The following is a 19,954-nucleotide window of genomic DNA, read 5'->3' as shown; positions in this document are numbered from 1 at the left end:
GCTCACCTGGGCTTGGCGACGAAGAGGACCGGCGCGTCCCCGGGGGACAGCGTCACGCGGGGCCACGACGGGTGCGGGGCGTCGAGTTCGACCTCGTCCGTGGTGGCGAGCGAAATCACACTGGGGAGTGGGTCGGTACCGACCGGGAACCAACCGGACCCGGGCACGCGGTGGAAGTCGACTTCCTCGGCCGTCGCCATTGGCAGCACCGTGTAGTCCGCGAGCGGGTCGGTTACCTCGCGTGGTGCCGGTGCCAGCGCCACTACGGACGGGAGAGGTGGGCGAACACCAACGATTTCGCGTTTTTCTGTCGGCGTTGGGGTCAGCGCGACCCACGCGATCGCAGCGGCAACTGCAGTTACTGCCGCCCCGGCCGCCACCAAAACGGTCGTGCGCCAGTGACCTCTTCTTGGGGGCGGTACCGGAGCCGCGGGGTGTAACCGCGCCCGGATGTTCCGGTACACCGCATCCCATTCGGGTTCGGACGGTTCGTCGGGGCGAACGGCGCGCGCAGCGGAGCGAATACCCTCGGCGTAGGCGCTGAGGACGTCGCGCTCGTTCGGTTCGGGTTGTTGCGGGGCGGGTGTCATGGCTGTTGGTACGCGGCCAGCAGGTCTTTCAATTTCTGTCGGGCGTAAAACAAGCGGCTCATCACGGTGCCGATGGAGATCCCGAGCGCGTCAGCGACCTCACGATAGGTCAGTTCGCCTTCAACGTGCAAGACGAACGTTTGCCTCTGCACGTCGGGCAAGCGGGCGAGGGCCGCGTCGATCACCCGGCGCAGGTCGGACCGCACGAGGTTCGTTTCCGCTGGCGGGAGGTCGTCGGCCCCGAAACCGTCGGGAGAGAACCCGCGCGGCACCTGCGGCACGCGCTCGTTCCGCTTCCGCTGCCGACCGATATCGAGGGCCGCGTTGCACACCACTCTCAGGAGCCACGTTTTGAACGAACTGCGACCGCCGAACCGGTCCAGGTGCGTGAGCGCGTTCACGAACCCGTCCTGGACCGCGTCGAGCGCATCGGCCTCGCGCCCGAGTAGCCGGTACGCGACCCGGTACGCGATCCCGCGGTAGCGGCGGAACAGGTCATCGAGTGCCGTGCGGTCGCCGGTCGCGAAGCGCGCGAGCAGCGCATCGTCCGTGAGCAGAGCCGGCGGAGTGGGTAACGCGGCAATCGGCATGAGGGGGACACGTTCCAGGCGGGAGCGAATCCGGTGGCTCGTATTCTACCCCCACCCACGTGGCATCTTCCAACCGAAATTCGGAACCGCGAAAAACGCGGGGCCAGTGGAACAAGGGGCCTGTCGACTTCGGAACCGGTCCTCGACTTCGCAACGCGCCGCCCGACGGACCTCTCCGTATCTAGACGCGAACGGGGCCGCGGCAATTCAAACTTTCGCTTCCGGAACACGTTAATGATTACCGTCCACCGCTGGAACGGTTCGTGCTGCGAGCGCACGGGCGCGGAAGGGTTGCCCGAATCGGCCGCCACCATTCCGGCCGAAGAGTTCATCTGGGTCGATATGAGCAATCCGACCCCGGAAGAAGAGGCGAGAGTATTTCAGAAATTCTTTGCCGTTCACATGCTCACGCTCGAAGACATCACGCGCATGCGCCGCGAACCGGACCAGGGCGCGCACTTTCCGAAAGTGGAAGAGTTCCCGGATTACCTGTTTGTGATCGTGAACCCGCTCCCGCCCGGGCTCTCGAAGTTGGCCGCGTCGAAGGGGAAGGTGCCCGAGGGCGAAGCGAAACTCCCGTCCGCGTCGCGGATGTTGCGCCGGCACCGGCCACAGTTAAGTGCGGTGCTCACGAAGAACGTCCTCATCACGCACTCGATGGAATCGGTCCCGTGCATCGCGAGCGCGCACCAGTTCCTCGCGCGCCACGGGGACTCGGCCCGGCGTGGCCCGGATTACGTATTCCACATCGTTCTCGATGCGATGGTGGACGAGTACGCGCCGGTGGTGGAGTGGGTCGCGGGTAAACTGGACCGATTGGAATCGCGCATCTTCACGCGCCCGACGGCCAAACTCATTTCTGGCATCCTGAAACTCAAACGGATCGTCACCGGCATGCGGAAGACGCTCATCATCGAGCGCGAGGTGCTGTCGCGGTTGATCCGCGGGGAGTTCGAGTTGGTGGAGGCGCGCGAGATCGCGTACTACCGCAACGTCTACGATCACCTGGTGCGCTACACGGAACTGATCGAAGCGGCGCGCGAAATGGTCAGTGACCTCGGCGAAACGCACCTCGCGGCCGTCTCGAATCGGCTGAATCAGATCATGAAGGTGCTCACCATGATCTCCACCACCATTCTCCCACTGACACTCATTTCCAGTGTCTACGGCATGAACTTCAAACACATGCCGGAACTCGAATGGGAGTGGGGGTACCCGCTCGCCTTGGGGCTGATGCTGCTCACTGGGATCGCGTCACTGGCGTTCTTCCGTTGGAAGAAGTGGATCTAGCGTCGAGGCGTGTGGCACGAAGTGTGCCCGCGCTCGCCCTTGTCGCTACCCGTGTCCCGAGTTAGCTTAACGGTTGCGATTCAAATATGCTCGGAGGGGACGCAGATGGCAAAGGGGCGCAAGAGCCGGATGGACCTGCGGCGCGAGGCAGAGGCGCTCGAGGCCAAGCAGCGTGAGGAAGAAACCGAAGGCGAAGAAACCGAAGACGAGGACGAGGAAGAAGAGGATTCCGATACCGAGGGCGACGCGGAAGCCGAGGGAGAGGGGGACGCCGAGGGTGACGCGGACGCCGAGGGCGATGGAGACTCGGGCGACGACGACGGCGACGACGAGGACCGCCCCAAGAAGAAGAAGAAGGTCAAGAAGGTCGCCGTCAAGAAGACGACTACTAAGCGCTCGCGGACCGCGAAAGAGGTCCGCACCCGCGCCGTGTGGATCGTGTTCGACAATGGCAGCAAGGTCGTTGAGAAGTTCCCCTACAACCAGAAGGAAGAGGCCGAAGCTCTTCTCGCCAAGAAACTTGAAGAGAAGAAGACCTTCTACCTGAACTTGGTGAAGGAAGAAATCAAGGAGTAAATGACGGGTGTTGGTAGCTTCGCTAGCCGCGGCTTCCAGCTCCTGATCGCAGGTGACCCCGCCCACAAGGGCGGGGTAGTTCAGATAACTCCATCTCCGTTTCGCCGCGGGTTGTTGGAGTTGCGAACGATTTTGCCGCGAATATGTGATTACAGAATCAGCACTTCTTTTGAGCGATTTAGCCTTCTATCCGACCTGTGAATCCAATTTCCCTTGTCCGCCATCGAATAATGGCATGGGCGGTGCATAATCTGCCGCCGGAAAGGGGAATCGCTCTAATGTTTAGCTCTTTGAAACTAGGCCGACTATTCGGCATTGACCTATATATCCACCCGACGTTTTGGCTCCTGCCGCTGTTCGTTGTGATGTCCGGGGCTGGGGCGAGCGCGGGGGAACTCACGTCCGAAGTTCTGTTCGTGTTCGCCGTGTTCGCGTGCGTCGCGCTGCACGAGTTCGGGCACGCGCTCGCGGCGGCTTCGTATGGCATCCGCACGCGGGACATCACGCTGTACCCGGTCGGCGGCGTCGCGTCGCTCGAAGGTATGCCGGAAAAGCCGGGCCAAGAGATCGTGGTCGCGCTCGCTGGTCCCGCGGTGAACGTTGTGATTGCGGTCGGGTTACTGCTCGGGTTGTCCGCGGGCGGACTGGCGCTCCCTTGGGAGCGGATGTCGGACCCGATCGAAGCGTTCGTGAACCGGTTGCTCGTTGCGAACGTGTTTCTGGTTGTGTTTAACCTGTTGCCGGCGTTCCCGATGGACGGGGGCCGCGTGCTGCGGGCGCTGCTCGCGACGCAGATGACGCGCCTGCGTGCGACTGAGGTCGCGGTAACGGTCGGCACCGTGGTCGCCGTACTGTTCTTCGTCGGTGGGTTCATGATCCCGCAGTTCAGCCTGATGGCCATTGCGGTCATAGTGTGGCTGATGGGGCAGTCCGAACTCGCGTCACTGCGGATGCTCGCGGCTCGGAGGGAAATGGGGCGCCGGGCGCGGGCTTTCTTCGGGGAGCCGGAACCGGCCCCAGAATATCCGCGTGACACGAACGTGGACCTCGCAGCGCGCCGGTTCACGGGTATCGCGTGGGACACGGTTCACGGTGTCTGGATTCAGTGGGTGAATGGCGTCCCGGTTCGGGCGCTGTCGCGATAAACCCCGTGCGCTCTCCGAATTTGGGGAGGGCATTTTGCTTTTGCCTGGGACCGCGAGCGTCCCGCACGCTCGGGTTCCTGGGCGCGAAAATTTGAGGTTAGTCGCGCGTCGACCATAGCGATTGGCGCGCCCAACTGACACGAGAAGATGCGAGCGGGACACCCGCGGTCCCAGGTGTTCCCCGATTGGTCTGCCCTTCGGCACATTTGCGCGGTACAACCGCGTCATGTCTTCTGCTCGTCCCGCGCCCGCGTTCGTTGCCCGGTGGACCGGTCCGTTCACGAACGCCATGATCGCGTTCGGGGACTGGTGGTTGTTTTCGCTGCGCGCCGCGAAGGGGATTGCCCAGCGCGCTTTTGGGAGCCGGGACTTCCTGCGGCTCTCGGTCGAGGTCGGCACCAACAGCGTGAGCGTGGTCGCGATCACCGGCATGTTCATTGGCATGGTGCTCGCGGTTCAAGCCTACGGCCAGTTCCACACAATCGGCCTGGAAACGTCGCTCGGTGCGGTCATTCACATATCGGTGGTTCGAGAACTCGGACCGGTCCTCGCAGCGGTCATGCTCGCGGGGCGCGTCGGGTCCGCGATGGCGGCGGAACTCGCGACCATGCGCGTGACCGAGCAACTCGACGCGCTCGCGTGTCTCGGTGTAGACCCGGTGAAGTACCTCGCCGGCCCGCGCCTGCTCGCGGCCCTTTTCTTGCTTCCTTTGCTCACCGTTCTAGCCGATGTCATGGGTTTGCTCGGTAGTTCCCTGATCTGCCTGCACGTGTACAACATCGACAGCTTTCACTACTGGCGCCACACCCGCGAGTTCGTTAAAGTGTGGGACGTGATGGTGGGTTTAGGGAAAGCTTTCGTGTTCGGCGGCGTGCTGTCGCTGATCGCGTGTCACCGCGGGTTCAACAGTCGGCCCGGAGCTGAAGGTGTCGGGCGGGCCGCGACCGAGGCGTTCGTCGTGGCGTTCGTTGCCATCCTGATGATCGACTTCGTTCTCGCGATGTTGGCCAACACCGTTTACGCTCTCGTGTGGCCGCCCACTAGCGCAAAAGTCGTTTGAGGCGAAGAACCTAACCCCCAACCCCCTTCCCTAAGAAGGAAGAGGGCGTGGGCGCGCGAAACCGCTGTGCTCGAGGCTTCGCGGCCGGGGGAGGTTCTACGATAGGTTCCGTGAAAGGACAACATGACCACACCGGCTTACTCTCCCGGTCTCGAAGGCGTGCCCGCTGGTGAAACCGCGATCTGCACGGTCGCGGACGGCCTGAGTTACCGCGGCTACAGTGTCGGCGACCTCGCGGAAAATTGCTCGTTCGACGAGGTCGCGTTCCTCTTACTGCACGGCGAACTGCCGTCTGCGGCGCGGTTGCAGGAGTTCCACGCGGGCGTAGCTGCCGCGCGAAGGCTCCCGCCTTCACTGAAAGATCTGTTCGCCGCGCTGCCCAAGTGGACGACCCCGCTCGACGCGCTCCGCACCGCGGTCAGCGCGCTGGGGCACTTCGACCAGGACGCGGCTGACAATTCGCATATTGCGAACTTGCGCAAGTCCGAGCGCCTACTGGCACAGATCCCGGTCGCGATCGCGGACCAGTACCGGATCGCGAAGGGGTTACCCGTTGTGCCCGCGCGCCAGGATCTCTCTCACGCGGCGAACTTTCTTTACATGCTCCGAGGGGAAGAGGCGTCGTCGGCCGAGGTGAAGGCACTGGATGTGTCGCTCATTCTCTACGCGGAGCACGAGTTCAACGCGAGCACGTTCGCGGCGCGGGTGATCGTCTCCACGCTCTCGGACCTTCACAGCGGCGTCACCGGGGCCATTGGCGCGCTGAAAGGCCCGCTCCACGGCGGCGCGAACGAGAAGGTGATGGACATCCTGCTCGCGGCCGGCGGCCCGGACCAAGCCGAGGCGTGGACAAAAGCCGCGCTCGCGCGCAAGGAGCGCATCATGGGCTTCGGTCACCGAGTCTACAAAGCCGGTGACGTGCGCGCGACCATTCTGAAGAAGTACGCGGGCGCTGCGGCGGAAGGGGCCGGGGCGACGAAGTGGGAAGAGACCGCTGACATCATCGAGCGCGTGATGGCGGCCGAGAAGAACATGTACCCGAACCTCGACTGGCCCGTGGGTCGGCTGTACCACGCGATGAAGCTCGAGATTCCGCTGTACACACCGATCTTCGCGATGTCGCGCATTACGGGGTGGGCCGCGCACGTGATCGAGCAACTCGACAACAATCGGCTCATTCGACCCCGCGCGATCTACAAGGGACCGGCTCCGCGCACGGTGAAGCCGATCGCCGAACGTGGGTGATTGCACTCCGTGAACCCCGCCCGCAAGGGCGGTGGGTGATTGCAAAGCGGGCGCTAGCGGAATTCGGTGCGGCGGTCGATCAGAATCGGGAGAACGGAGCAACACAGTACGCAGAGGACGATCGCGCTGCACGGATCGCGGGTCGCAGACAGTATCCCGAGGAAGAAGGTGAACGCGTTAGACTACTTGTTACGGCGGCGCGAAAGATGCGCAGGGCGGAAACGCTGAAAATCTCAGCCAATCGTTCCCTGAACGCCCTCAATCAATGCGTATCTTGCGCGCCGCTGTAATATACCGAATCTCGTTGGTGGCTATCCTCTCCAATTGTGGGAGGAGAAGCTATGACGCGGTTACCCGTGGTTGCCCATTTACCGCCGGCCGAGATCGGGTGGTGCCCTATTTGCGCTGCACGAGCAAGATGGGTTGCCGTAGAACGACTCCCGTCAATCCGGGATCACGGGGGCGATCATGGACGACCTGGGGCCGTTCTGCGGTCTGAACCCGCGCGGCCCGGACCACGGGAAGCGTGGTCACGGGAACCGGACCGTGACCTCCCGGTACGGGCCGGGTAAGGTCCGCCGGATGCTCCGCTGTCGAACCGGCAAGGCGCGCGTCTCCGAGCGCAAGGGCACGCCCCGGTTCGACGCGCGGCTCTCGGCGGAGAAGGTGACCGCGGTTCGGGCTCACGTGGCCGAAGGGATCGGCACCCGCAAGACGGCTCGGCGGATCCGCGCCCACCCGGGCACCGTCGCCCGGTACACCCGACGGGCCGGCGACCACGCCGCACAACGGCACGACGAGTTGGTCCCTTTTTCCCCCGAACACCGCGGAGCTCCCGTTCGACGAGAAGTGGGCGCTCGTCGGCAGGAAGCAGAAGAACTGTGCCGGCGATGCCCCCGACAAGGGGACGGCGGGGACCACGTGGCCCTCGACCCCGAGACCCGGTTGGTGGTGAGCCCGGTGGTCGGCAAGCGGACCGCCGACGCGACCCACGCGCGGGTCCGGGACTTCCGCCCGCGGACCGGCGGTCGGGCGATGCGGCGGATGACGTCCGACGAGTACCCCGTGTACGCGGAGCCCATCCGGGGCGCCTACGGGCACGTGGTCGCACCGCCGCGGGCCGGTCGCCCGGGTCGGCCCCGGAACCCGCACGTGGCGGTTCCGCCGGCGATCACGTGCGCGACCGTTCACAAGGAGAAGGAGAACAACCGGGTGGTGCGGGCGAGCACGCGCGTGGTGCTCGGGGCGGCGGCGGTGGCCCTCGCCGTGGCCGCGTCCGCCGTCGGGCGGGTGGTGAGCACGAGCGTCGTGGGGCGCCACAACGGGACGGACCGGAACCGGTGCCGCCGCAAGGCGCGCAAGACCTATGCGCTCTCGAAGGATTGGGACACCCATCGGGCCGCGACCGTGTTCCGCTACTTCAGTTACAACTTCGGCTGGCCCGTGCGGACCCTCCGGGTCAAGGGCGAACGCGGTCGGTGGCAGAAACGAACGCCCGCAATGGCCGCCGGTTTAGCGGATCGCGTGTGGTCAATGTCGGAATGGGTGGCGTATCCCGCCAGACATATGCCGCGCAAATAGGTCACCACCAGCGCGTCGCGCAGAACCCACAACATCTCGTGCCCGACGTCGGGCTGCAACCCGTCGATCGACCTTCTGAGCGTGATATTTCTTGAGGGCGCCGTCGAGATCGTTCCAGGGGCCGATGTAGTGCGCCTTCCCGCGGATCTTCTTCGCCCATCGCCCGGGTACGGTTTGTTTGGCTTGCTCGCGAACTCGGACGAAGTAGAATCGCTCTTAGACACGGTGGTCGTTCCTCACAAACGGTTGGTGTGGCTCGACCACGAGTGTTGCTACACCCTTGGTCACTTGCGAGGATAGCGGGTGTCAGAAGAGGTATCAAATGTGGTGGATGGAGGCGGGTAAGAAGTCGCAAGTGTTTGAAAAATAAGGTATTAGCCCTCGTAGCTCAGGGGATAGAGCACTGGTTTCCTAAACCGGGGGTCGCGCGTTCGAATCGCGCCGAGGGTACTGGCCGTAAGGCCTTATAGTCGAAGCGTTTCAGCTTACCGCCGGGTGTTCCGGCCTGCCGTCACGATGGCCCTAAATACTGCGGGAATTCGACTCTGTAGCAAGGAAGGGGAGTCATTCCTCTCTCCGCTGCTTGTGGAGAGTCTTTGTCGTCGCTTGTCGTCCTGTGGTTTGGCGCTCGCGTTGCAGGTCCAGAGCCAACCGACCCTCCAAGTTGGTCTTTGTTCGGACTCGGTAGACGGACTTCTGCATCTTGCGGTGACGGCGGTTGCTCCGCTCCACGGCGTTGGAGGTTGAGGGCACGAGCCGATCGTCGAGGAACGTCAGTGCTTTCTCCAGGTTGGGCGCGTTCAACTGGTCCAGAGCCCGGCCCAGGGATCGATAACGTCGGACGTGCCGCCGCAGACGGACCAATTTGGTCAGGGCGGTATCGGTGCGGCCGCGGCGGTCGAACAGATGGTAGACTTCGTCCATGATTGCTCGCAGGGCAACCAGTATCGGCTCGCCGCGCACCAGCCCACTCAAGGTGGCCCGCTGTGAGGTCGTGAGCGCGTGCCGAACAAACAGGTGACGATGCTCGAACACGTCCGTCACCCGTTGCTTGATCCGCTTGGCCTTCCGCACCTGGCGACGGGCCGCGGCGTTGTCCCGCGGTCGTCCGCGGGACAACGCCGGAACACGGGCTTTCAACTTCTTGCGGACCCCGGCCACGGCATGCAAGATGGCCCTGGTCAACTCCTTGAGGACATGGAACTCGCACACCTGATGGGGAACCGCGGGGACGACTTCGGCCAGCGGGATCGGGTACAGCGCGGACCCGTCGGTGGTGATCCCGCGGAGTTCGCCCCCGCGGGCCGCGATGGCCTCCTTCAACCGCATCAGGAAAGGCCGGATGTCGTCATGCGTGGGGGCGTGGTCGAGTACCTCGCACAGAACCCGTCGCTGCTGCGGGCTGTCTACGGCCGACAACACGCAGAACGGGCCGTCGTACAGTTCATCCACCGCCAGATAACCGGAAAAGCCGGACAGTGCCCAGTCCAGGTGTTCGGACACGCCCCGCTCGTCGGCTTTTTTCCCCCGCCGCCTCGACCCAGTTCTGGATCGTGGCGTAGGGGACGAAGACGCGATGGTCCCGCCACAGGTGCCAGGATGCCGTTCGGTACGGCAGTCCGTCCTCGACGACCAGGCTGACGGCCACGGAGATGACGTGGTGGGTGTAATGGCTCCCGGCCGGGGCCACGTCCGACAGGTCCGCACAGAACCGGTGGTGGCAGTGGTCGCAGCGGTGCTTGGAGTACGTCACGAGCAGGTCGAGGGGATCGCCGCGAGATCGATTACCAAGATCGTGGAGGGTGCGGTGGCCCAGGTCGTAGCGGTAGGCCGACCGCCCGCAGCTCGGGCAACAGCGGTGCCGATAGTTGCGGGACCGCGCGCGCCCGCGCTGGGGGAAGATCCTCCACGCGGGTGACGCCCTCGGTGGGATCTGGGATGTATTGCCCCGGTGGCATATGCACACCTCCCTCTCGACTTCTCCCTGTAAAAGTATCCCGCGTGTGGGAGGGAACGCAACCATTACTCCCTTTCCTTGCTACAGAGCCAATAATCTTGTTATTAATAACCATCGACCTTGTTACTTCTTGCGACATAGATCGCCAGCCCGCCCCAGTGTTTGTTCTGTTGGGCTACTCGCGAACCGAACAACCGCCAATTTGCGTCATCACCTCACTTCCCCCGCGTGACGACGCGCATTTCGTGCGTGCGGAACGCTTCCGCGGTCACGCCGGTTGCGTGGCTGCACACGGTCACCGCGCCCGCGGTCGGCGTGTCCCACACCGTTGCGCCCACCGCGCCGTAGTTCGCGTGCAAGTGGGCCGTCGCGGAACCGGTCCGCTGGCTCGACACTACCAACTTCGGACGCGCCCACGACGCCACCGCGCCCGGTTCGGGCTTCTCCACCGGTCCGCGTGGCGCGTTCGCGGTCTTCGCGCCGTGGTGCGGCGCGAGGAGCACGTCGACGGGCGCGACTGGCTTCGCGGTCACGAGCGCCTGGCCCTCGCCCTCCAGGTCGCCCGTCAGCAGTATTGTGTGCCCCTCGTGGCGAACTAAGAGCACGAGGCTCCGCGCGTTCTCGGTCCCCTCCGGGCCGACCGCCGGCGGGTGCAAGACCTCGAACGACACGCTCCCCGCCGTGAACCGCTCGCCCGCGACCACCGTGCGCCGCGGAACGTCGTGCTTCTCCAGCGCGGCCAGCACCGCTCCGACGCCGGGACTGTTCTTGTCCGGGAACGTCGGCGTCATCGTCACCTGCCCCACGTGGAAGCGCCGGAGCAGTTCGGGCAGGCCGTTGAAGTGGTCGAGGTCCGCGTGCGAGAGGAACACTTCGTCGATGCGCCCGATCCCGCGGCTCCACAAGTACGGGGCCACCACGCGGCGCATCGCGTCCGGCCCCGCGGTGGTGCCGGTGTCGTAGAGCAGCACGCGCCCGTCTGGAGTTTCGATCACCACACAACAGCCGTGACCCACGGCCAAAAACGTGACACGCAGCTCGTCCGACGTTCGCGGCGGTAGACCGAGCGCGAGCCCCACGAACACCCACGCACAAATGGCCGCGAGGAGCCGCTTCGCCCGCGTGCCGTCGAACAGGATCAGCCCCACCACGAGCGCATAAAAGCCGACCAGCCACCACATCGGCGGCGCGGGGCAGTAGACGTACCCGCCCGGCACGCGGTCGCCCAGGTGAACCAGCCACTCGCACGCGGCCATGCACCACTCGGTCACGCGGGCGAATGGCTCAGCGACCCACGAACCCGCCGGCGACACGATGAGCAGCAAGAAGCCCGTCACGAGCGCGATCGCCGTAAGCAGAATGAGCGGCGGACCGAGTAGCATACCGATGGGTGAAATGACGTTCTGCCCGGCGAGAACGAGCGGCGCGTTGACCACGGTCAGGATCACGCTGACCGCGAACGTTTGCACCAACACGCGCAGTGTCGCCCGGAGGATTTTCTCGGGTGTGCCGCGTGTCTCTTCGATGAGTTGCTCCACGGGCGTGAGTTCACGCGGCTTGAGCCAGCGCACCGCGCCCCACAGCAAAATGAACACACTCAGAAAGGACAACTGACACCCGGCCGTGAACGGGTCCGTCGGGTTCACGACCAGCACGACGAGCCACGCGAGCGCGAACACGTTCGCCATGATGACCGGTCGGCGCAGAATGATCCCGCCGCACACAGCGCACACCATCACTGCCGCTCGGATCGCTGACGGGCGCGCACCGGTGAGGAGCGCGTAACCGAGCAGCAGCGCCGCGACCGCCCAAGCCGCGTGCCGCCGGCGCACGCCACACACCCGAAACACGAGCCACGCGAACCACCCCAGAATCACCAGGTGCTGGCCCGAAATCGCGAGCACGTGAATCACGCCGGTGCGCACATAAACGTCCCACTCGTCGCGGTCCAGGGCCGTGCTGTCGCCGAGGAGCAGCGCGGTGGCGAGTCCGGATTCGTCCTTCGGCAGTGATCGCGCGAGTGCCCGCGAACCCCAGCCGCGAACCACTGCGAGCCAGCCGAACAGCGATGCGCGCCAGCCCTCTTCGAGTCGCACAACGGCATCAGTGGAGCGCTTCACGCGCAAATCGGCCGTAATCCGGCGATCGAGCAGGAACGCTCTGTAGTCGCGCTCGCCGGGGTTGTGCGGGCCTTCGGGAAGTGCCAGGCGCCCAAAAACTTCCACCACATCGCCGCAATGCAAATCATCGATCCGCCCCTCCACCGAAAGCCGCACGTTCCCGGTCGCCGCGTGCCAGCCCGCACTGCCTTCTATCGCTGTTATTTCCAGCACGCCCATACTGCTCGCGTCGCGCTGTACCGTCAGCAATGGATCGTGACGCGGTGGACGGAACCGGTCGGGTTCTTCCGCGAGGCGCCCACGAACGCGGACTGCGGTCGGCGAATCCTTCGCGAACGCGGCGATGTCATTGGGGGCTTCGGGGTTCCGGTGCGCGTGGTGGTGAGCCGCAGCGAGCGTCCCCGCACAGACGAGAAGCCACCCGAACGCGACTTGTGGCGACGTTCGGCGCGAGAAATACCACCCCACGAGCGCCAGCACCGCGGCGGGCAGCGCCAGATCGAGCGTCACGCCGATGTACCGGTCCGCGAGTAACCCCACGGACGCGGCCAGAGCCACGGGAACGAGCGGGGCGCGTGCCCACTCGCGCCAGGGAGCCGGCGCGGGCACGGGCGCGTCGTCAAATGCGGGCGAGTTCGTGGGCATCGGCGAATATCGTACCCGCTCGCTACTTGGCGAACCTCCACGTTCCCACTGAAATGCGGGTATGAACACCGTCCGCGTGAATCTCGGCTCCCGCAGTTACGACATCGTCATTACGCCCGGCGATCCCGCGGGCATCGGCCCGTTTGTGCGCTCCGCGCTGCGAAAAGCCTCCACCGCCCTCGTCGTGTGCGACGCGAACACGCAGGCCCACGGCCGCGCGGTCGAAGCGACCCTCACCGCGGCGGGGTTGCGTACCGGGTTCGCCACGGTGCCGGCGGGGGAACCGTCGAAGTGCATGGAGCAGCTAGCGAAGCTCTACGACGCGCTTTACGACCTCGCGGCCGATCGCAGCACGGCTGTAGTCGCGGTGGGCGGCGGGGTGATCGGCGATCTCGCGGGGTTCGCGGCCGCGAGCTACAACCGCGGGCTGCCGCTCGTGATGGTGCCGACGACGTCCCTGTCGATGGTCGATTCATCCGTCGGCGGGAAGACCGGCATCAACCACCCGAAGGGCAAGAACCTGATCGGCGCGTTCCACCAGCCCGCCGGCGTGTGGATCGACCTCTCGTACCTCGACACGCTCCCGGAACGCGAGTTCCTCAGCGGGCTCGCGGAAGTCGTAAAGTACGGCGTCATTCTGGACGCGGAGTTCTTCGCGTACCTGGAAGCCAATGCCGCCGCGGTCCGCGCACGCACCCCGCAAGCACTGGCGCACATCGTTTCGCGCTCCTGTCGGCTCAAGGCCGACGTGGTGGAGAAAGACGAACACGAAACGACGGGATTGCGGGCCATCCTGAACTACGGGCACACGTTCGCACACGCCTTCGAGACGTGCGGCGGGTACGGCTCGCTGTTGCACGGCGAAGCGGTGTCGATCGGGATGGAATGTGCGGCCCGGCTCGCTCAGAAAATGGAACTGATCGGCGCCGATTTCGTGGGGCGTCAGACGAAACTGCTGCAAGCGCTCGCACTCCCGATTGTCCCCCCCGCACAGTGGCCGACGGACGAATTCATCGCGGTAATGCGCCGCGACAAGAAGGCCGTGGGGGGCCAGATGCGGTTCATTCTGCCCACGCAGCTCGGCGCGGTGAAGCTGTTCGATAACGTCCCCGAACCGCTCGTGCGGGACGTGCTGGAGTCCCGATGACGTACTCCGGGCTGGCGAACTGGCTGCGCGACCGGCTGTGGGTCGGGGTCGTCATCGGGTGCGTGCCGTGGGCCGTGTGGATCGCGAGCCTCGCTTCCGGTGGCTGGTATAAAGACAGCCGGGACCAGCTCGTCGGCACCGATCACCTCGCGTTCTACCACGCCGCCCGGCTCATACGCGACGGCGAATCGTACCGCCTTTACAACTACAACGAACTCGCGGAGACGAAATACCAACAGCAGCTACTCGGCTGGGACTGGGACGGCTTCGAGGCGTACCGCAACCCGCCGTTCTACGCGCTCCTGTACGTGCCCACTGCTGGGTTACCGTACCCAGTAAGTTTCTTGATCTGGACCGGCATCGGCTTCGCGCTGTTGGGGCTTGCCGTCCGGCTACTCACCCCCGAACGCCCCGGGCGTGCGTTCCTGTGGGCGCTCACGTTCTTTCCGGTGTTCGCGACCGTGAGCTTCGGCCAGAACACGCTCATCAGCCTCGCGATTTTCGCGGGCGTGTACCGCCTCCTGCGTTCCGAGCGACCGTTCGCGGCCGGGTTGGTCGCGGGGCTACTATGGTTCAAGCCGCAACTGCTGCTCGGGCTGTTCGTGTGGTGGGCGTTCGAGCCGCGGCGGTACTTCCGCTGCTGGCTCGGTACTGGTATCACTGGCGCGTTCCTCGCTACAGTGTCGTGGACCGTCATCCCGGAAGGTTCGCGCGCGTTCGTTCAAACGCTGGCCGCGAACGCCGGATTCGGCGGGTTCGGTCAGTGGAACGTCGTAAACCCGAAAGCGTTCTTTGTGCTGCTCCTGCCGGGGTTCCCGCAACTACACTGGCCGCTCGCGGCGCTGTGCTCGCTCACAAGTATCGTGATCGCGTGGCGGGTGAAGCAGAAAACAGGCGCGCCGGTAACGGTGATGTTCCCGGCCGCGTTTTTTTTGTCGCTGTGGGCTTCGCCGCACGCGCTCATTTATGAGTGGACGCTGCTCGTCGCTGCGGCCGTAGTGTTGTGGGAGACGCGGCCCGAATCGCAGGCGGTCTGGCTCTGTTTGTCCGCGCTCGCGTGGACCGGGCTGAGCGTCACGACCGCGCTCGCGCGCGTGCAAGACCTCCAGAAGTTCCCGGTAGTCCTTCAAGTCGGCGTGCCGGTGATGGCGATCGTAGGTTGGCTCGCGGCGCGGGAGTTGGTGCGAGCACCTCGCGCCCAGTTGTGAACAAAATTTGGCCACCCGGTTGGGAGGGCGAACCGCGGCCGTCGTTCCCGAACAAGCCCGCACGCGAACTTGACCCGCCCTCACACGCCCTCGACAATTCCGGTAGAATGGATCTACCGCTCGCTTCCCACCTTTGACGGACATTTTCTCCAATGGCCCAGCGGCGCGTCGGATTGTGGTTAATTGGTGCGTGTGGCGGCGTCGCCAGCACGACCGCTCTGGGGCTTTCTGCGCTCGCGCGCGGGCACACCCCGACAACGGGTATGGTGACCGCCCTTCCCCAATTCCGCGGGCACGACTTCGACGAACCGGCCGCGTTCGTTCTCGGCGGGCACGACATCCGGAAGGGGAACTTCGTTACCGCCGCGCGCGAACTGCACGAGCGGTCGAACGTGTTCGACGAGCGCACGCTGGCGGCCTGTGTGGGCGATCTGGAAACGTGGTCGGCGAACATTCGACCGGGCGTGGTGTATCGCCCCAACGCGGCGATTACAGCACTCGCCGATCGGGGCGACATGCGCCGGGCCAACACCGCGCGCGAAGCCATCGACGCGATCCAGGGCGACCTCAAGGCGTTTAAAGCGGCCAACAAGCTCGATCAGGTCGTGGTGGTGAACGCGGCCTCGACCGAGCCGCCGTTTGAAGCGACCGACGAACAGAAGTCGCTAGAGTTGCTCGTTCCTGCACTAGATCGCCCCGCACCCGCCGCACTCCCCACGAGCGGCGTGTATGCGTTCGCCGCAATTGATGCCGGCTTGCCCTACGTGAACATGACGCCGAGCCGCGGCGCGACACTCCCCGCGATCGAGGAACTCGCACGCAAGCGCGGCGTCCCGCACGCGGGGCAAGACCTCAAGACCGGCGAAACGCTCATCAAATCGGTGCTGGCCCCGATGTTCGCGCGGCGCAATCTCCGGGTGCTCAGTTGGGTCGGGCACAACATCCTCGGCAACCGCGACGGGCAGGTGCTCAACGACCCGGACAACAAGGCGAGCAAGGTCAAGAGCAAGGATCTGTTGCTCGCGGAGCTGCTCGGGTACAAGCCGCAGTCGCACGTGAGCATCGAGTACATCGAGTCGCTGGACGACTGGAAGACCGCCTGGGACCACATTCACTTTGAAGGGTTCCTCGGAACGAAGATGATGATGCAGTTCACGTGGCAGGGGTGCGACTCGCTGCTCGCCGCCCCCCTCGTGATCGACCTCGTCCGGCTCGCGGCCCTCGCACAGCGCCGAGGCGAGAGCGGCCCGATGCCGCACACCGCGTGCTTCTTCAAGAGCCCCGTCGGAGTCACGGAGCACGACTTCGGCAAGCAGTTCCAGATGCTGGAAGACTACCTGACGGCGCGGTGAATACAGCCCGAATACAGCCACGGATGAACACAGATAACACGGATCAAACCAAGAAACGGATTTGAGAGCTAGCCCTTCCAGCTCACCGAAAGTGAGTGCGGTCACCGTTACTTCTTGTCTGATCCGTGTTATCTGTGTTCATCCGTGGCTGTATTCACTACGTCATTAGCTCTCAAGCAAGCAGCACTTGACGATTAAACAACCATCAGCAACACATCTGCCGCAAAAATCCCGATTCTGACGCAAGTATTGTCCGCGGGTGCGTTCTTAAGACCACGGCGGGCGCGGGGGTGAACTTCTGGGCCGGGTCCGGTTCAGAGACCATTCCGCACACAGGCGAGACAAATGCTTCCCACGTAACGACATAGCGGCACCCTCGCACCTGCCCGTAGGAGTTGCCGCATGATGTCACACTCACATTTCGCGCGAGCAACGGCCCTCTGCGCCGTATTCGCGTTTACGTCGTCCGGGCGCACCCAAGACCCAGTACCGTTACCGCTACCCGTTCCGCCCGTGAAGCCCGAGAGAAAAGTCGACCCAGCGACCCAGCCGGTCACGGTTGTCGAGCGCGGACCAGTTCACGAAGCTTTTGCTCAGCCCAGTGCCGGCGTTCGCGGGCGCGGGATCACCGCTCCCAAAGTCCCGCCGCCACCGATCGACGAAGTGCCACCGAATGTGAAAGTTGAAAGCCCGATCGCGCGGTGGATTCCGGGCCAGTGGCAGTGGGGCGCGGACCGGGCCGACTTCGTCTGGGTGTGCGGTTGCTACCGCAACGTGCCGCCCGGACGCACCTGGGAACCGGGGCACTGGAAGGAAATCAAATCCGAGTGGACCTACTTCCCCGGTTACTGGCGCCCGAGCGAAACGAAAACGCTCCTCGCGGACCTGCCCGAACCGCCCGCGCCCAAAGACGAGGCTCCCGATGCGAAAGAGAACCCGAACGCGATGTGGGTTCCCGGTATATGGGAACGCAAGGACGGGCGGTTCGAGTGGCAGCCCGGGTACTGGGCACCGGTCCGCGAAGGCGTGATCTGGCAGCAGAGCCAGTTCGTAGCGACCGAAACCGGCTTCGTGTTCGTGTCGGGGTACTGGGATTTCGCGCTGGAAGAACGAGGGTTGCTCTACGTACCGATGTACTTCTCAAAGGCCCAGCGAGCCAAAAGCGGGTGGACGTACCGGCCCGAGTACGTGATCCCGTTCGGAGTTGAGGGAAAATGGGGCCAGGGTGGGACGTTCGACGCGCTCTACATTGGGCCGAATTTCAACAGCTACTATTACGGCAATTTCTCGCAGATCAGCAGCAACGCGGCGGCGCGCGTCGGGTTCGCGCTGCGGGGCTCCCTCTCCGAACTCGCCGGCCCGATCATCGATCTTTACGGGTCGAGCGCCTACCGGCCGTGGAACTCCGTGGCGCCCGGGTACACGAACCCGCTCTGGCTGCACTACGTGCGATTGAACCAAAACGCCCCCGGTTCTTCAAATGGCACGCCCTCGCTCTACGCCACGCACGCCGCGAGCGGCTTCACGCCGAGCGGGGTCGCGTGCGCGCCGGGCGGGTTCGCGGTCGTGTCGGCCACCGCGGTGCGCCCAACCCGCGTCACGAACACGGTGTCGCTGTCATACCAGCACGTGTCGCGTCGCGGAACAGTCACGACCGGAACGACGCAGTACCGGAGTAGCTCGCCCCCGTTTTATCCGGGCTGGGGCCGTCGTTATTAGGGTGAGCAATAGATGTGGAAATGCGTGCGCCGCTTTGCCCCGCGGTGCCAATTTGCAAGAAGCGATCAGTAGACCACGGTCCACTGATAGATCCAACTCACGGGCGTAGGGACCGGTATCCACGCCCAGTCCAACAGGAAGAGCCAGAGCCGCCACTGCCCGGTACGGTAAATGGAACGGCTTGGGCCAGCGAGGAGTAACTCAGTGGCCGCGAAGCCGGCCAACAACGAGCCGGCCAAAAGGGGCAGTGTACCAATCGCACCAAGTGGGGAGGCGAATATGAGGCCGGCGGGCAGATAAACCGGCGGCGCCCACGCCCAATCGCTCGCCTGAGTTCCCAGAGCCAGAGCGCAACGACCCGGACGTACCAGAAAAAATGGAAGCCTGCGAACACCATCGTGCCGACGACGAGTGCCAGTTCCCGCACGACAGCCCCTCGGGGTTACGATTGGGAAGTCCACCTTTGGAACGGATGATAAAACACCACAGGGTGTGCCTCACTTATCGCGCCATCACCTCTTCACCGTGGGCAAAAAATTACAAGCCAATTGCGACGAATATTCGCCGATAACATCATTTAACACATCTTTATAACAAGCTGCGATGCTCCACCCTGCCTCAGCATCGAACGGATCGGTTGGACTAGTGGAATTATAGGTAACTTTTGCGACTAGTTCACCAAACGTAAGTAGACGAAGGAGCCGCTGCTGCGAGTCTGTCTTCGACTGAATTCGATCTAATTCCAAAACAATATTTCTAATCATCGAGAATACTGAGTGTGCTTTACCCCATTGTTCTGGATGACTAGCCACGTAAGTTGCTGTTGCCAACGCCGCATGCCACACGCGGCTCCGTCTAAGAAGATCGTCGAGCAGGCCGGACGCCCATTGCGGGCGCAATTCCATTGAGATCGCTTCAAAAAGGAGACGGCCAGCGTGAAGTTTGTCACCCACGTGCCAAGCTACACCGGCCTGAGCAGCAAGCACCTCATCCACCCCATGTTTCGCGTCACTCATCAACACCTTCCTGGCAGGTGGTTATGTAACTCGGACTACCCGCGTGGAACAACGGGGAAAATCAAGTACTGGCTCGAACAGTTGGCTAGCAGGATTTCGGCAATTAAAATTCAACCTCAGCCACACTCACCAACGGCATTCTCGTTCATTGCGGCCTCCCGCAGCGCGGCTTCGTAAGAACAAGCGACCGCCCGAAATGCGCAATCACTTCTTCTCGGTGTCTGGCGAATTCTTGCCCCACAACTTGGTTTTCGCGGCGTCGAACAGCCCACCGGCCGCGTCACGAACGAGCGCCTTGTTACTGATTTTTGAACTGCGGGTCACGACCACGTCGTCGCGGGTGTTCCACTCGCCATCGGGTCCGGCCGAGCGCACCTCTAACCCGTCGGATAGTGTGCCCGGCTGGTAGTTCAGGCGAAGTGCCCGCCCCCACGCATCTGTTTCCGACAGTGGACCGACGGGTTTGCGGACGAAGCGACCGTTCGGGTCGGTGTCTTTCGCGATCTCGTCGGCGAGCCGGGTCGCGGTCTCGCTCGTTGCCGTGCGTTCGGTTTCTTGGCGTGCCTTCTTCTCCTGGCTCCGCCAATCGAGCACGAGAATGACGATCACGACGATCACGATCTTGAAAACGATGGCCGACACGCACCCGAAGCCGGTGCGAAAAAAGGCTTCGGCGATCGTCGGCGGGCGGTTCGAGGTCGATTGTGGCACGC

At 64.0% G+C, this 19,954-nt stretch carries 17 protein-coding genes and 1 tRNA gene; 11 read left to right on the top strand and 7 right to left on the bottom strand.

What is annotated here, in order from left to right; translation table 11 throughout:
* Window positions 1-2 precede the first annotated feature (2 nt).
* Complete coding sequence (locus tag VT84_RS27250) at window positions 3-590, bottom strand: hypothetical protein (RefSeq protein WP_082841717.1); 588 nt, start codon at window positions 588-590, stop codon at window positions 3-5.
* A complete protein-coding gene (locus VT84_RS27245; protein WP_082841716.1) occupies window positions 587-1,180 on the bottom strand; it encodes an RNA polymerase sigma factor in 594 nt (197 codons plus the stop codon). The genes VT84_RS27250 and VT84_RS27245 overlap by 4 nt, the downstream gene beginning before the upstream one ends.
* Window positions 1,181-1,414: 234 nt before the next feature.
* Between VT84_RS27245 and corA the strand changes: the two genes are divergently transcribed.
* The 7 genes from corA (at window position 1,415) to VT84_RS27205 (ending at window position 8,527) form a co-directional block, all read left to right on the top strand.
* Window positions 1,415-2,470: a magnesium/cobalt transporter CorA gene (gene corA, locus VT84_RS27240; RefSeq protein WP_052555759.1), complete on the top strand. Its 1,056-nt coding sequence runs from the start codon at window positions 1,415-1,417 to the stop codon at window positions 2,468-2,470.
* 105 nt (window positions 2,471-2,575) lie between these two features.
* Entirely contained in the window at window positions 2,576-3,046 is a 471-nt protein-coding gene (locus VT84_RS27235) for a hypothetical protein (protein WP_052555758.1), read from the top strand.
* Between the two features lie 278 nt (window positions 3,047-3,324).
* Window positions 3,325-4,191 carry a M50 family metallopeptidase gene (locus VT84_RS27230; protein ID WP_162271863.1) on the top strand — a complete coding sequence of 289 codons (867 nt, stop codon included), beginning with the start codon at window positions 3,325-3,327 and terminating at the stop codon, window positions 4,189-4,191.
* A 226-nt stretch (window positions 4,192-4,417) separates the two neighbouring features.
* Window positions 4,418-5,251: an MlaE family ABC transporter permease gene (locus VT84_RS27225; protein WP_052555754.1), complete on the top strand. Its 834-nt coding sequence runs from the start codon at window positions 4,418-4,420 to the stop codon at window positions 5,249-5,251.
* A gap of 123 nt (window positions 5,252-5,374) precedes the next feature.
* Window positions 5,375-6,496 carry a citrate/2-methylcitrate synthase gene (locus VT84_RS27220; protein ID WP_082841714.1) on the top strand — a complete coding sequence of 374 codons (1,122 nt, stop codon included), beginning with the start codon at window positions 5,375-5,377 and terminating at the stop codon, window positions 6,494-6,496.
* Window positions 6,497-6,964: 468 nt separating this feature from the next.
* On the top strand, window positions 6,965-8,077 hold the full coding sequence (locus tag VT84_RS41280; RefSeq protein WP_239465484.1) for a hypothetical protein: 1,113 nt from the start codon (window positions 6,965-6,967) through the stop codon (window positions 8,075-8,077).
* 377 nt (window positions 8,078-8,454) lie between these two features.
* Window positions 8,455-8,527: transfer RNA gene (locus tag VT84_RS27205), tRNA-Arg, on the top strand.
* Between the two features lie 114 nt (window positions 8,528-8,641).
* On the opposite strand, the gene VT84_RS27200 is transcribed toward VT84_RS27205, so the two are convergent.
* The 3 genes from VT84_RS27200 to VT84_RS27195 form a co-directional block, all read right to left on the bottom strand.
* Window positions 8,642-9,580, bottom strand: coding sequence for a hypothetical protein (locus VT84_RS27200; protein WP_082841713.1), 939 nt, complete (start codon window positions 9,578-9,580; stop codon window positions 8,642-8,644).
* Window positions 9,522-9,830 (bottom strand): hypothetical protein, encoded by a 309-nt coding sequence (locus VT84_RS38940; RefSeq protein WP_157469871.1) that lies wholly within the window; start codon window positions 9,828-9,830, stop codon window positions 9,522-9,524. Before VT84_RS38940 ends, VT84_RS27200 begins: the two co-directional genes overlap by 59 nt.
* 419 nt (window positions 9,831-10,249) lie before the next feature.
* Window positions 10,250-12,799 carry a ComEC/Rec2 family competence protein gene (locus VT84_RS27195; RefSeq protein WP_082841712.1) on the bottom strand — a complete coding sequence of 850 codons (2,550 nt, stop codon included), beginning with the start codon at window positions 12,797-12,799 and terminating at the stop codon, window positions 10,250-10,252.
* Window positions 12,800-12,860: 61 nt separating this feature from the next.
* On the opposite strand from VT84_RS27195, the gene aroB reads away from it, so the two are divergent.
* From aroB to VT84_RS27175, 4 genes are all read left to right on the top strand, one after another.
* Window positions 12,861-13,946 carry a 3-dehydroquinate synthase gene (gene aroB / locus VT84_RS27190; RefSeq protein ID WP_082841711.1) on the top strand — a complete coding sequence of 362 codons (1,086 nt, stop codon included), beginning with the start codon at window positions 12,861-12,863 and terminating at the stop codon, window positions 13,944-13,946.
* Window positions 13,943-15,154 carry a glycosyltransferase family 87 protein gene (locus VT84_RS27185; RefSeq protein WP_082841710.1) on the top strand — a complete coding sequence of 404 codons (1,212 nt, stop codon included), beginning with the start codon at window positions 13,943-13,945 and terminating at the stop codon, window positions 15,152-15,154. The genes aroB and VT84_RS27185 overlap by 4 nt, the downstream gene beginning before the upstream one ends.
* Window positions 15,155-15,306: 152 nt before the next feature.
* Window positions 15,307-16,506, top strand: a complete 1,200-nt coding sequence (locus VT84_RS27180; protein ID WP_082841709.1) for an inositol-3-phosphate synthase — start codon at window positions 15,307-15,309, stop codon at window positions 16,504-16,506.
* A gap of 402 nt (window positions 16,507-16,908) precedes the next feature.
* Complete coding sequence (locus tag VT84_RS27175; protein WP_082841708.1) at window positions 16,909-18,225, top strand: YXWGXW repeat-containing protein; 1,317 nt, start codon at window positions 16,909-16,911, stop codon at window positions 18,223-18,225.
* 512 nt (window positions 18,226-18,737) lie between these two features.
* Here VT84_RS27175 and VT84_RS38935 read toward each other — a convergent pair.
* Window positions 18,738-19,241: a hypothetical protein gene (locus tag VT84_RS38935; protein ID WP_157469869.1), complete on the bottom strand. Its 504-nt coding sequence runs from the start codon at window positions 19,239-19,241 to the stop codon at window positions 18,738-18,740.
* Between the two features lie 204 nt (window positions 19,242-19,445).
* Window positions 19,446-19,952: a hypothetical protein gene (locus VT84_RS27170; RefSeq protein WP_052555737.1), complete on the bottom strand. Its 507-nt coding sequence runs from the start codon at window positions 19,950-19,952 to the stop codon at window positions 19,446-19,448.
* Between the last annotated feature and the right edge of the window lie 2 nt (window positions 19,953-19,954).

Origin of the sequence: Gemmata sp. SH-PL17 (genome assembly GCF_001610855.1) — a bacterium.
Lineage (GTDB): Bacteria > Planctomycetota > Planctomycetia > Gemmatales > Gemmataceae > Gemmata > Gemmata massiliana.
The sequence above is the reverse complement of the archived record's forward strand: the minus strand, read 5'-3'. Positions and strand labels throughout refer to the sequence as shown.

What these genes read in the sequence shown, in the direction of transcription:
- VT84_RS27225 (WP_052555754.1), top strand. Translation starts at nt 4,418, where the DNA reads ATGTCTTCTGCTCGTCCCGCGCCCGCGTTCGTTGCCCGGTGGACCGGT.
- aroB (WP_082841711.1), top strand. Translation starts at nt 12,861, where the DNA reads ATGAACACCGTCCGCGTGAATCTCGGCTCCCGCAGTTACGACATCGTC.
- VT84_RS38935 (WP_157469869.1), bottom strand. Translation starts at nt 19,241, where the DNA reads ATGAGTGACGCGAAACATGGGGTGGATGAGGTGCTTGCTGCTCAGGCC.
- VT84_RS27235 (WP_052555758.1), top strand. Translation starts at nt 2,576, where the DNA reads ATGGCAAAGGGGCGCAAGAGCCGGATGGACCTGCGGCGCGAGGCAGAG.
- VT84_RS27245 (WP_082841716.1), bottom strand. Translation starts at nt 1,180, where the DNA reads ATGCCGATTGCCGCGTTACCCACTCCGCCGGCTCTGCTCACGGACGAT.
- VT84_RS27175 (WP_082841708.1), top strand. Translation starts at nt 16,909, where the DNA reads ATGATGTCACACTCACATTTCGCGCGAGCAACGGCCCTCTGCGCCGTA.
- VT84_RS27185 (WP_082841710.1), top strand. Translation starts at nt 13,943, where the DNA reads ATGACGTACTCCGGGCTGGCGAACTGGCTGCGCGACCGGCTGTGGGTC.
- VT84_RS27250 (WP_082841717.1), bottom strand. Translation starts at nt 590, where the DNA reads ATGACACCCGCCCCGCAACAACCCGAACCGAACGAGCGCGACGTCCTC.
- VT84_RS41280 (WP_239465484.1), top strand. Translation starts at nt 6,965, where the DNA reads ATGGACGACCTGGGGCCGTTCTGCGGTCTGAACCCGCGCGGCCCGGAC.
- corA (WP_052555759.1), top strand. Translation starts at nt 1,415, where the DNA reads ATGATTACCGTCCACCGCTGGAACGGTTCGTGCTGCGAGCGCACGGGC.
- VT84_RS27180 (WP_082841709.1), top strand. Translation starts at nt 15,307, where the DNA reads ATGGCCCAGCGGCGCGTCGGATTGTGGTTAATTGGTGCGTGTGGCGGC.
- VT84_RS27195 (WP_082841712.1), bottom strand. Translation starts at nt 12,799, where the DNA reads ATGCCCACGAACTCGCCCGCATTTGACGACGCGCCCGTGCCCGCGCCG.
- VT84_RS27220 (WP_082841714.1), top strand. Translation starts at nt 5,375, where the DNA reads ATGACCACACCGGCTTACTCTCCCGGTCTCGAAGGCGTGCCCGCTGGT.
- VT84_RS27230 (WP_162271863.1), top strand. Translation starts at nt 3,325, where the DNA reads ATGTTTAGCTCTTTGAAACTAGGCCGACTATTCGGCATTGACCTATAT.